Origin of the sequence: Klebsiella sp. JN_Kp126, from assembly GCF_033843325.1 — a bacterium.
In the GTDB taxonomy this organism is placed as follows: domain Bacteria; phylum Pseudomonadota; class Gammaproteobacteria; order Enterobacterales; family Enterobacteriaceae; genus Klebsiella; species Klebsiella michiganensis.
On the sequence record NZ_JAWXQV010000007.1, the window covers coordinates 1 to 11,200 of the forward strand.

Sequence of the window (11,200 nt, forward strand, 5' to 3'; positions counted from 1 at the left end):
TTTAATCAGCGAGTCAGCTTGGGAAGAAATGACCTGCTTATTCGCACCTTCCCTAACAAGGGTGAAGCAATGGCGCGTACACAAAATATGAAGAAATTAATGCCGTCAATATTGGCAATGGCCATGGGGGCTATATTTGGCAATTCAGCTATGGCGGCTGAAACCACCGCGCTACAGGCAGCACCGGCTTATACCGCAACGCAGACTAAAGGGGAGACGCTGTGGAGCAATGACGATACGGCAATTGGTATTTTAGGATCCGTACGTTTAATGGCCAAAACGGACTCTAATCATACTCAGGAACATAATATACAGAATAATGACTCGCGGCTGGGGGTTGCCGTGCGGCATAATTTTGACCTGAACGGCCTGAGTAATTATGCCGTCGGTTATTATGAGACCGGCGTTCATGGTTTAGATTCCGCCACCGATGACCAGGGCAATGATGTTTATACCCGGCAGGCTTATGCCGGTATTGGCAATGACCGCTATGGCGTGGTGACCTTCGGCAAACAGTATGCTCCCACGGACTGGGGGCTGGGTATTGATACGACTTATGCCTGGGGCGGGAAAGCGAAACATGATACCACCGGAATGTCGACGGATATTATTAATTCCGCGGCAATCTATTATTACAATGATAAAAATATGACGATTGGCGTCATGGGGCAAGGCAATGACAACGTCGACAGCATCGGCTTTGCGGCCTACGGCGATGGGCCGAACCTGCATGATGCTTACCGCGATGGTTCAGCCACCGTTCACGGCGGCGCCGCGGTTGCCGCGCAGTACCGTTGGGATAACGGCTTCTCCGTCTCCAGCGCGGTGGCGTATAACAATTACACGGTAAATAGCGGGTCAGTCAGCGGCTGCCAGAATTTTGGCCCGAATGGCCACTGTTTTAATTACACCGATAATAACGGCGATGCCTATGACGGCAATACTTATAGCATGGGCATGAACGCGAAATATACGACAAGCGTTGGCGATCATGCCTGGTATAACGGCGCGGAAGTGACTTATTACCTCAATAAAGTGAATGATGTTACAGCGGCGACCAGCGGCCATTACGAACATAATAACCAGCAGGGGGATGACCAGGAAACGGTTCTCGGTCTGGAATATGACTCGCAATTTAAAATCACCCCGGCCTGGAGCGTCTACGTTGATTTTAACTGGTCGCAGGGCGGCGATGCGATGGAGGGGCAGCACTTCCAGTCGACGGTATTAGGCACCGATTACTGGCTGGGGAAAAACGCGGTGACTTATCTTGAATACGGCTACGAAAAAGCCTGGGGCAACGATAATGAAGCGTGGAATATTGACGACAATCTCGGCGCAGTGGGGCTGCGCGTCTTTATCTGACGGGCATTTTCTTTTCATTTATGGTCTTGAGGGTGCTTTAGTTAACGGATTGCATCCTTTTCTGCCTTGCCCGGCGGTGTATTACGCCGGGCCTTTTCACGATAATCGCCGCTATCGGCGTCTGGTTGTAGAAACAGTAGGGCTACACTATAGTGTCACGTTATGAATACTATAGAAGACAACCTCAACCAGCGCATCAGCGCACGCATCCGAATCGAGCGGGAATCCCGCGGCTGGTCGCTCAGCGAACTCGCCGAGCGGGCTGGGGCGTCGCGGGCGATGATCCACAAGATCGAGCGCGGCGAAAGCAGCCCGACGGCGTCGATGCTTGGACGGCTTTCCGGCGCCTTCGGCATTAGCATGTCGACGCTGATCGCCAGGGCGGAGATGCAGGAAGGCAAGCTGCTGCGTTTTGCTCATCAGCCGGTGTGGCACGATCCGCAGAGCCACTATCTTCGGCGTCACGTTTCCCCGCGTAGCGACCTGCCTATCGATCTGGTGCAGGTGGAACTTCCGGCTGGCAGCGACGTTCCTATGCCCGCGTCATCCTATGCGCTGGCCCGGCAGCTCATCTGGCTACAGCAGGGCGAACTGGTCTTTCTCGAAGGCAATGCGCGCCACGAAATGCAGGCGGGGGATTGCCTGGAGCTCGGGCCGCCGAACGACTGCCGCTTTATTAATGAAACCACGCAGCCCTGCGTCTATCTGGTGGTCCGGCTCAATCAATCTGCCTCATAATGTCAATGCGCGTTGCCGGGAAAGCAGCTAGCCTCAATACAGACTTGTCAAAAGAGGAGTTTGTTATGGCTTTCAATCCGCAACGCCACCGCCGCTGGCTGCTGGCATCCCGTCCGCACGGCGAGCCGACCGGGGAAAACTTCCGCCTGGAAGAGGGTGAGGTCGCTTCTCCCGGGCCGGGACAGCTACTGCTGCGCACCGTCTTTCTGTCTTTAGATCCCTATATGCGCGGGCGGATGAGCGACGCGCCTTCCTATTCGCCGCCGGTCGCCGTTGGCGCGGTGATGGTGGGCGGCACCGTGAGCCGCGTCGTGACATCGAACCATGATGATTATCAGCCCGGCGACTGGGTGCTTGGCTACGGCGGCTGGCAGGATTATGAACTCTCCGACGGCAGCGGGCTGGTGAAGTTAGGCGAGAGCCCGGAACACCCTTCCTGGGCGCTGGGGATCCTCGGCATGCCGGGCTTTACCGCCTATATGGGGCTGCTGGATATTGGTCAGCCGAAAGCGGGCGAAACGCTGGTGGTCGCCGCCGCCACCGGGCCGGTTGGCGCAACGGTCGGACAGATTGCTAAGCTGAAAGGCTGCCGTACGGTGGGCATCGCTGGCGGCAGCGAGAAGTGCCGCTATGCGGTAGAAACCCTCGGCTTCGACGCCTGCATCGATCACCGCGCGCCCGATTTCGCCGTCAAACTGCTTGAAGCCTGCCCGCAGGGGATCGATATCTACTATGAGAACGTCGGTGGGAAAGTGTTTGATGAAGTACTGCCGCTGCTGAACACCTCGGCTCGCGTGCCGGTTTGCGGCCTGGTCAGCGGCTACAATGCCACCGCGCTGCCCGACGGCCCGGATCGTTTACCGCTGCTGATGGCGACAATCCTCAAAAAACGCATCCGTATGCAGGGCTTTATTATCGGCCAGGATTACGGGCACCGGATTGCCGAGTTCCAGCAGGAGATGGGGCGCTGGGTGCAGGCAGGGAAAATCAAATACCGCGAGCAGGTGGTTGACGGCCTGGAGAACGCGCCGCAGGCGCTCATCGGTCTGCTGAAGGGCGAGAACTTCGGTAAAGTGGTGGTTCGAGTCTCTCCTGACGAGTAGCTTTTTCCCGGCAGGCATCGCGCCTGCCGGTTTTATGATGATTTACGCGTAAAACGCCAGCCGCTCCGCCAGCAGGTCAACAAACGCCTGGCGATCGACATCGAGCATCACCGTTGCGTTCGGCTTCCTGCCGGTCAGATTGTAGAAATCGACCACGGTCATTCCCTGGGTATATTTCCCCTGCGTTTCCACGCCGACCCAGCGTTCAACGGTGGTAAACATCTCCGGCTTCAGCAGCCAGGCAATGGTGCACGGGTCGTGCAGCGGCGCGCCGACAAAGCCCCATTTCTCATCCTTATGGTACTCAAGGAAGAAGTCGAGCAGTTCGGCGACGATGGTGGATATCGGGTTGCCAATGCGGCGGAAGCGCTCAATATCCTCAACGTGAATTTGCGCTTTATGGGTGACGTCTAACCCGGCCATCACCACCGGAATGCCGGACTGGAAAACGATCTCCGCCGCTTCCGGGTCGACGTAGATATTAAACTCGACCGCCGGCTGCCAGTTACCCAGCACCATCGCACCGCCCATTATCACGATGCGGGCAATTTTGGCATGCAGTTCAGGGTGGCTGTTGAGCAGCAGGGCGACGTTGGTTTGCGGGCCGGTTGCGACGATGGTGACCGGCTCGGCGCTGTCGCGCAGGGTTTTGGCCATCAGCTCGACGGCGGTGCACGTCTGGGCGGCAAAGCCCGGTTCCGGCAGCGCCGGACCGTCAAGACCGCTCTCGCCATGCACGTTATCGGCGATAATCAGCTCCCGCATCAACGGCTTGAGCGCGCCGCCGGCTACCGGAATATCCGGGCGCTTAAGCAGGGTGAGCATCCGCAGGACGTTGCGCAGGGTTTTGTCCGGGGTCTGATTTCCCGCGGAAGAGGTGACGGCTTTAACATTGAGTTCGGGTGAGGCGAGGGCAAGAACGAGGGCAATCGCGTCATCATGACCCGGATCGCAATCGATAATCACTGGCAGTGCCATAGCAGCTCCTTGTTGGCGTTATTTTGTGACAAGGGTAACGCCGTAAAGCGGCATAGACGAGGCTTAGCGCAGGATAGTGTGATGACGTGCACGATTGAGCGCCGATATCGCGCGACGCCTTGCCAATCTATCTGCCTGATCCTTGCGCAATCAGGGGGTAGCCATGCGGTGGCGCAAAAAGTCGCTTCTCGCGGAGGCCTATAATGATAAAACGACTCAACCATACAAATATTCATGGTTTGCTTTCCGCCAACGGATTCTTATTCTAAAGAAAACTTCAAGAGGTAACCGCAATGAAAGATGTTGTAGATAAATGCAGTACCAAAGGCTGCGCCATTGACGTGGGCTCGATTATTGATAATGAGGACTGCGTCTGGCGGGTAGAGAAAAACTTCGCCAGCCGCGAAGAGGCCGAGTCCACCATCGCGGCCGTCCGCGAACGTGCCCTGGCCGCCGCGCCCGCCAGCGAGCCGCCGCAGGTCGACTATACCATCGTGGCCGCCGGCGATGAGGCAAAGCTTGAGGCTTCGATTGCCTTCTCCTGCCAGGCGGAAAAGATCATTTTCGAATTGTCGTTAAGAAACGTGATTTAACGCCATCGAGCATCCACGGCTAACCCTCAACAGGATCCTGCGAGCGATCCCGTTGAGGTCCCGCAATTAAGCGTTACTCAAACCGCCATGCCAGATTTAGACCGATACCGTAATTACGGCCCGGCGCCGGTTCGTAGTAGCGGCCGTTGGATTCGTTAACGATAACCGAGCCCGCGTAGCTGCGGTCGAACAGGTTATCGACGCGGCCAAACAGATCCATATCCATTTTGCCGTAGCTCCATTTATAGCCGGTCGTCAGGCCGACCACCGTCCAGGATGGGGCTTTGGCGGTGTTCTCATCGTTAGCCATAATATCGCTCATATAGCGAATATCGCTGCCCGCGTACCAGCCTTTTTCGGGCTGGTAGCCAAAGGAGGCATAGCCCATGTTGCGGGCGATCCCCGGAATGCGATTGCCTTTACAGCTGGCATCATCACAGACGTTGGTACGATAGGTCGCATCCAGCCAGGTCCAGGCCGCTTTTAAACGCCAGCTCTCGCCGAACTGCTGATCCAGCCCCAGCTCCATCCCCTGGCGACGGGTTTTCCCGGCGTTTTTGTAGCTGGTACGCCCGCCGCTGCTGGTGTCGGAAACAATTTCATCACTGGCGTCAGTCTGAAATAAGGCCGCGGTGAGGAGACCGTTTTCAATCCTCAGTTTACTACCGATTTCTACTGTGTCATTGGTTGCAGGTTTTAATCCAAGATTTAGCCCGCCAATATCATTTGAACGGTAGGAGAGTTCAGTAATGGTTGGAGTTTCAAAACCGCGGCCTGCTGAAAGATAAACGTTCCAGGCATCGGTAATCGAATATTTAAGCGAGCCGACCGGCAACCATCGATGGTAGCTGGTATTGTCGCTACTGTCGGGGTTACCTTTAGTCACGTAATGATCGTTAGAATCGAACCAGACTGAGCTGTAACGGATACCTGCATCAAAAGTAAGGTTTTCTGCCAACTGCCACTGGGTCTGCAAGTAGGGGTCCAGATTCCACATTAAATTACGTTCATTGCGTCTTAAGTTCCCTTTTTCTCCTAACTGCGTTCCGCTATCTGTAACTATGAAGTTCTCATATCCTTTCCGTTGCTCACTCATGGTTTCGTAATCAAGACCGGTGGTAAAGGTGACCGGCACCAGCAGTTCGCCGCGGTGGGTCCAGCGGGTGTCTATGCCTTGATAATGGCGGGTCAGTTCGATAACTCCCCCAGAATTAGACGATTTAGTTTGAACTTTCTCTGGAATCGACTGATATTGCGTGGTTTCACGTTCACCGGCGTACATCATCACGCTCAGATCGTCCTGCTCGCTCAGCTGTCGCTCGTAGCGTAAACCGGCCTGGGTCTGTTTGATGGTTTTGCGGGTATTGTACTCATCGCCTCTTGGCGACTGGCGCGGATTATTTTGCCATTCGTCGTAGCTCAGGCCGCCCGCGTCATTAGCTTTAATATCCACGCTGTTAAACAGCAGGGTCAGCTTACTGACGTCATTGATGCGCACGCCGAGCTTCGCGTTGGCAAGATTCTTACGCGCGCCGCTATGGTCGCGGGAGCCGTGGGTGGTGAAGCGGTTGGTGGAAACCACGTAGTCGACGTCGCCCGCGTGGCTGCCGTCGCCCACCGCGCCGGTCGCTTTCATACCGTAATGCCAGGTGCCAAAGCTGCCGTAGTAGCTGCTGGCTTCGATAGTGGGCGGCTGGCTTCCGGTCTGGCTGGTGGCGTTGATCACCCCGCCGGAGGAGTTACCGTACAGGGCGGAAAAAGGCCCGCGCAGCACCTCGAGCGAATCGAGGCTGCCAATATCAATATTCGAGGTTTGCCCCTGGCCATCGGGCATGGTGGCCGGAATACCGTCGACGTAAATACGCAGCCCGCGCACGCCGTAGGTGGAGCGGGACCCGAAGCCGCGAATCGAAAGCTGCAGATCCTGCGCGTAGTTCTGGCGGTTTTGCACCTGCAGTCCCGGTACCGCGCCCAGCGACTCGGAGAGGTTTACCCGCGGCGCGGCCTGGCGCATCTCATCGCCGTTAACCACGCTAACGGCGGCGGGGGTATCGAGTTCAGAAACCGCCGACGGCGCGGCGGTAACCACCATAGTCTGTTCAGCGGCGAGAGCGGTGGGCCCTGCGGAGACCAGCGGCAAAAGCAGAGCGGGGAGCGCGGCGGCGCGCACGGAAAGGATTTTCATCAAAGTTACTCACAAAACGAACCAAACGGAACATATGTATATATGTTAGCTCTTTTGTAAATTTTTTGAAAAGACTTAACGGAATTTGAGTTAACAAATAGCAAGAATTGCGTGATGCCGAGAGCGCTACGGGTAATTAACGCTCCACATTGCGATAAATAATGATTACTATTCGCATTCCAAAGAAGAGCGCAAAGCGATGATTTTGCGCCCCGGAAGCACTGTCGAGCAGGCATATATTTGTTTTATCAAAGGGAGTCGTCATGTCATTACGTCATCTGTCCGCGCCGCGTCTGCGCCGTTCACTGTTGTTAACTTCGTTACTGCTGGCGGGGAGCTTTAGCGCCCACGCGGCGGAAGAAATGCTGCGCAAAGCCGTCGGCAAGGGCGCATACGAAATGGCCTATAGCCAGCAGGAGAATGCGCTGTGGGTGGCCACTTCGCAAAGCCGTTCGCTGGATAAAGGCGGTATCGTTTACCGTCTCGATCCGACGACTCTCGAAGTCACGCAGATTATTCATAACGATCTGAAACCCTTCGGCGCGACGATCGATAACGCCACTCAGACCCTGTGGTTTGGCAACACCACCGACAGCACCGTCACCGCCATTGATGCTAAAACCGGGAAAGTGAAAGGGCGTCTGGTGCTTGACGCCCGCCAGCGCAGCGAAACCGTACGTCCGCTGGCCCCGCGCGAGCTGGCGGTCAACGAGAAAACCAACACCGTCTACATCACCGGGCTGGGTAAAGAGAGCGTGATTTGGGTGGTGGATGGCGACAAGCTAACGCTGAAAGACACCATCGCCAATACTGGCGCAATGGCGACCGGCCTGGCGCTGGACGCGGAAGCGAACCGTATCTATACCACCAATGCCGACGGGGAACTGGTGACTATCGACAGCACCAGCAACAAAATCCTGTCGCGTAAAAAGCTGCAGGATGATGGCAAAGAGCACTTTTATCTCAACCTGAGCCTGGATACCGCCGGACATCGCGCCTTTATCACCGACGGTAAACAGCCGGAAGTGCTGGTGATCGATATTCGCGATGGCAAAGTGCTGGAGAAAATCGCCGCGCCGGAGTCCCTGGCCGTGCTGTTTAACCCGACCCGCAATGAAGCCTACGTGACGCACCGTAAAGCCGGCGAAGTGAGTGTGATCGATGGTAAGACCTACAAAGTGGTCAAGACCTTCAAAACGCCGACTCATCCGAACAGCCTGACGCTCTCCGCCGATGGTAAAACGCTGTACGTCAGCGTGAAGCAGGAGTCGACGCGTCAGAAAGAGGCGACCCAGCCGGATGACGTTATCCGCATCGCGCTGTGATCCTGACGGGAGGGGGCAACCTCTCCCGCCATCAGTGGGCTCGCACTGCAGCCGGGTGGCGGATTACGCCTCACCCGGCCTACAAAATGCACTGTTTGCTGTCTGACCGAAAACCGCACCCATCCAGATATCACCCTCTGTTACAAACACTTATTAGCCTGATAAATGTAATGGCTATAAACTTACGGCTTTCCTGCGCAAGCGGGACGGTGGCATTAATCCTGGAGAAAAGATGAAAAAATCATTAATGGTTGTTTGCGCCGGCGCGATGCTGGCTCTTCTGGCGGGCTGTAGCTCAAACTATGTCATGACGACAAAAAGCGGGCAGACTATCGTAACGCAGGGCAAGCCGAAGCTGGATAAAGATACCGGAATGACCAGCTATACTGATGAGTCGGGCAATAAGCGCCAGATTAACAGCAGCGATGTGGCCCAGCTGGTGGAAGATAATTAAGTTGTGCCGTTGCGGTTTGCCCGGTGAGGCAAACCGCAACGTGATTTATTGCTGTTTTTCAATATTCGGCGCGGTGCTATGAATGTCATGCACGCGCTTGCGCACGCCAAACCAGCCGGCGACCAGCAAAACGGCAATCAGCGGAAGCGAACCGATGGTATAAGTCCCATTCGGATAATCGAAAGCCATTAATACCAGCACGCTAAGCAGGAACAGCAGGGTCAGCCAGGAGGTGAAGGGCGCACCCGGCATCTTGAAGCTAACGTCCGCCGCTTTGCCTTCCTTGATCGCCTTACGCAGGCGCATCTGGCACACCACAATAAAGCCCCATGAAGCGATAATCCCCAGCGACGCGACGTTAAGGACAATTTCAAATACCTGCGAAGGCACCAGGTAGTTGAGGAATACCCCAACGACATAGACGCCCAGCGTCGCCAGAATCCCGGCGTAGGGCACGTGGTGGCGGCTCATTTTCGACATAAACTTCGGCGCCGAACCGCCCATCGACATGGAGCGCAGAATACGCCCGGTGCAGTAGAGGCCGGAGTTGAGGCTGGAGAGCGCGGCGGTTAACACCACGATATTCATCACGCTGCCGATATACGGCACGCCCAGCTTCGAGAAGAAGGTGACGAACGGGCTCTGCCCGGCCTGATAGGCATTCCACGGCAGCAGCAGCACCAGCAGCAGCACGGAGCCAACGTAGAACAGACCAATACGCCAGATAACGCTGTTAATGGCGCGCGGCACCATGGTCTGCGGATCTTTACACTCGCCAGCGGCGGTACCCACCAGTTCGATAGAGGCGAAGGCGAACACCACCCCCTGTACCAGCACCAGCGCCGGCAGCAGGCCGTGCGGGAACAGGCCGCCGTTATCGGTAATCAGGTGGAAACCGGTGGCATTGCCATCCAGCGGCTTTCCGCTGCCAAGAAAAATAGTCCCGACCACCAGAAACGCGACGATCGCCAGAACTTTCACCAGCGCGAACCAGAACTCCATCTCGGCGAACCATTTCACGCCGATCATGTTCATGGTGCCGACAATCGCCAGCGCGCCGAGGGCGAAGACCCACTGCGGAACGTCGCCAAACGCGCCCCAGTAGTGCATATACAGCGCGACGGCGGTGATATCGACGATCCCGGTCATCGCCCAGTTGATAAAGTACATCCAGCCCGCAACGTAAGCCGCTTTTTCGCCGAGGAACTCGCGGGCGTAGGAGACGAAGCTGCCGCTGGAGGGGCGATGAAGCACCAGCTCGCCCAGCGCGCGTAAGATAAAGAACGAGAAGAGGCCGCAGACCAGATAAACCAGCGCCAGGGCCGGTCCGGCCATCTGCAGGCGCGCGCCCGCGCCGAGGAACAGGCCGGTACCAATTGCGCCGCCGATGGCAATCATCTGCACCTGACGGTTGCCCATCGCCTTGTGGTAGCCCGACTCCTGCGAGTTCAGCCAGTGGCGTTTGGCAGCGTGCTGCTCCGCCACGCTAGAGTGTTTTGTATTCATTGATGTCGCTATTTTCCTGTCAATGTCCATGAAGTGGTTCGTGCTGCTGGCTCTCTCATCATTCTGAGGAATGAGATAAGCGAGCATGGCGGAGAATCCTACACGTATCGGAAAATGGACGCACGCAAAAGATTTGCGGACAGCACTTGCTTAAATATCAATGAGATCGGAAGCTTTTCGGCGTTCGCGCATGATGGGGAAATTTTGCTCATCGTTTTAACGTTATTGCGCTATTATTCTCCGCCCGCGTTTTGCCCGAGAGACCACGATGAAAATCAACGTAGTAGGGACCAGCGGCGTCGGCAAATCCACCCTCGCGCGTCGGCTGGCTCAGGAACTGTCACTGCCTTATATTGAAATGGATGTGCTCTACTGGCTGCCCGAGTGGCAAGGGACGCCGGACGATGAGTTCTACGCCAAACTCACCGCCGCGCTCGCCGCGCCCGGCTGGGTGCTGGACGGCAACTATAACCGCAGCCGCCCGGTAAAATGGCGCGATGTGGATCTGGTGGTATGGGTGGACTACAGCTTCTGGCGCACGATCCGCCAGGCGGTCCGTCGCGCGGCTTCACGCGCAAGCCGACGACAGGAGCTGTGGCCCGGCACAGGCAATTGCGAAACCTTCCGCCGCTCTTTCTTTAGCCGGGACTCTATTATTCTCTGGACGCTGAAAACCTGGCGCAACAATCGCCGGCGTTACCTGGCGGATATGCAGGACCCGCAGTATCAACACATTCGCTTTGTTCGTTTACGCGACCAGCAGCAGACCGAGGCGCTGGTGCGCGAGCTTCGGCAGAATAGCCGATAATCCCCCGGCTCGCGCTGCGCGTAGCCGGGCTACCGGACCGCAGATTGTCGGTAACCCGTAGCCCGGGTAAGGCGTTTACGCCGCAACCCTGGGAATATGCCGTGACGTGGCATTGCTGCGGCTTCTTCCCGGCTTGCGCTGCGCT

Annotated in this window: 10 protein-coding genes; 7 read left to right on the top strand and 3 right to left on the bottom strand. The window is 56.5% G+C overall.

The window, feature by feature from the left end:
- The first annotated feature begins 69 nt into the window (after positions 1–69).
- The 3 genes from SIK97_RS00415 (at position 70) to SIK97_RS00425 (ending at position 3,206) form a co-directional block, all read left to right on the top strand.
- Positions 70–1,365, top strand: coding sequence for a porin (locus SIK97_RS00415; protein ID WP_032749207.1), 1,296 nt, complete (start codon positions 70–72; stop codon positions 1,363–1,365).
- A 162-nt stretch (positions 1,366–1,527) separates the two neighbouring features.
- A complete protein-coding gene (locus SIK97_RS00420; RefSeq protein ID WP_009652267.1) occupies positions 1,528–2,103 on the top strand; it encodes a helix-turn-helix domain-containing protein in 576 nt (191 codons plus the stop codon).
- A 65-nt stretch (positions 2,104–2,168) separates the two neighbouring features.
- Positions 2,169–3,206 carry an NADP-dependent oxidoreductase gene (locus SIK97_RS00425; protein ID WP_025107882.1) on the top strand — a complete coding sequence of 346 codons (1,038 nt, stop codon included), beginning with the start codon at positions 2,169–2,171 and terminating at the stop codon, positions 3,204–3,206.
- Between the two features lie 42 nt (positions 3,207–3,248).
- Here SIK97_RS00425 and rihA read toward each other — a convergent pair whose 3' ends face one another.
- Positions 3,249–4,184: a pyrimidine-specific ribonucleoside hydrolase RihA gene (rihA, locus tag SIK97_RS00430; RefSeq protein ID WP_025107881.1), complete on the bottom strand. Its 936-nt coding sequence runs from the start codon at positions 4,182–4,184 to the stop codon at positions 3,249–3,251.
- A 293-nt stretch (positions 4,185–4,477) separates the two neighbouring features.
- Between rihA and SIK97_RS00435 the strand changes: the two genes are divergently transcribed.
- Complete coding sequence (locus SIK97_RS00435) at positions 4,478–4,777, top strand: DUF406 domain-containing protein (RefSeq protein ID WP_025107880.1); 300 nt, start codon at positions 4,478–4,480, stop codon at positions 4,775–4,777.
- Between the two features lie 73 nt (positions 4,778–4,850).
- On the opposite strand, the gene pqqU is transcribed toward SIK97_RS00435, so the two are convergent.
- Positions 4,851–6,962 carry a TonB-dependent receptor PqqU gene (gene pqqU / locus SIK97_RS00440; RefSeq protein ID WP_032749203.1) on the bottom strand — a complete coding sequence of 704 codons (2,112 nt, stop codon included), beginning with the start codon at positions 6,960–6,962 and terminating at the stop codon, positions 4,851–4,853.
- Positions 6,963–7,225: 263 nt separating this feature from the next.
- Between pqqU and SIK97_RS00445 the strand changes: the two genes are divergently transcribed.
- Positions 7,226–8,287 (top strand): YncE family protein, encoded by a 1,062-nt coding sequence (locus SIK97_RS00445; protein ID WP_048262996.1) that lies wholly within the window; start codon positions 7,226–7,228, stop codon positions 8,285–8,287.
- Positions 8,288–8,519: 232 nt separating this feature from the next.
- The gene (locus tag SIK97_RS00450; RefSeq protein WP_009652277.1) at positions 8,520–8,741 is read left to right on the top strand and encodes a YgdI/YgdR family lipoprotein; all 222 of its coding nucleotides are present in this window, start codon (positions 8,520–8,522) and stop codon (positions 8,739–8,741) included.
- Between the two features lie 45 nt (positions 8,742–8,786).
- Here SIK97_RS00450 and ansP read toward each other — a convergent pair whose 3' ends face one another.
- Positions 8,787–10,247, bottom strand: coding sequence for an L-asparagine permease (ansP, locus tag SIK97_RS00455; RefSeq protein ID WP_014229250.1), 1,461 nt, complete (start codon positions 10,245–10,247; stop codon positions 8,787–8,789).
- A gap of 268 nt (positions 10,248–10,515) precedes the next feature.
- On the opposite strand from ansP, the gene SIK97_RS00460 reads away from it, so the two are divergent.
- On the top strand, positions 10,516–11,055 hold the full coding sequence (locus SIK97_RS00460; RefSeq protein ID WP_032749200.1) for an AAA family ATPase: 540 nt from the start codon (positions 10,516–10,518) through the stop codon (positions 11,053–11,055).
- Positions 11,056–11,200: the final 145 nt, after the last annotated feature.

Excerpts from the sequence above, each read along its gene's own strand:
- ansP (WP_014229250.1), bottom strand. The coding sequence starts at position 10,247 with ATGAATACAAAACACTCTAGCGTGGCGGAGCAGCACGCTGCCAAACGC.
- SIK97_RS00450 (WP_009652277.1), top strand. The coding sequence starts at position 8,520 with ATGAAAAAATCATTAATGGTTGTTTGCGCCGGCGCGATGCTGGCTCTT.
- rihA (WP_025107881.1), bottom strand. The coding sequence starts at position 4,184 with ATGGCACTGCCAGTGATTATCGATTGCGATCCGGGTCATGATGACGCG.
- SIK97_RS00425 (WP_025107882.1), top strand. The coding sequence starts at position 2,169 with ATGGCTTTCAATCCGCAACGCCACCGCCGCTGGCTGCTGGCATCCCGT.
- SIK97_RS00415 (WP_032749207.1), top strand. The coding sequence starts at position 70 with ATGGCGCGTACACAAAATATGAAGAAATTAATGCCGTCAATATTGGCA.
- SIK97_RS00435 (WP_025107880.1), top strand. The coding sequence starts at position 4,478 with ATGAAAGATGTTGTAGATAAATGCAGTACCAAAGGCTGCGCCATTGAC.
- SIK97_RS00460 (WP_032749200.1), top strand. The coding sequence starts at position 10,516 with ATGAAAATCAACGTAGTAGGGACCAGCGGCGTCGGCAAATCCACCCTC.
- pqqU (WP_032749203.1), bottom strand. The coding sequence starts at position 6,962 with ATGAAAATCCTTTCCGTGCGCGCCGCCGCGCTCCCCGCTCTGCTTTTG.
- SIK97_RS00420 (WP_009652267.1), top strand. The coding sequence starts at position 1,528 with ATGAATACTATAGAAGACAACCTCAACCAGCGCATCAGCGCACGCATC.
- SIK97_RS00445 (WP_048262996.1), top strand. The coding sequence starts at position 7,226 with ATGTCATTACGTCATCTGTCCGCGCCGCGTCTGCGCCGTTCACTGTTG.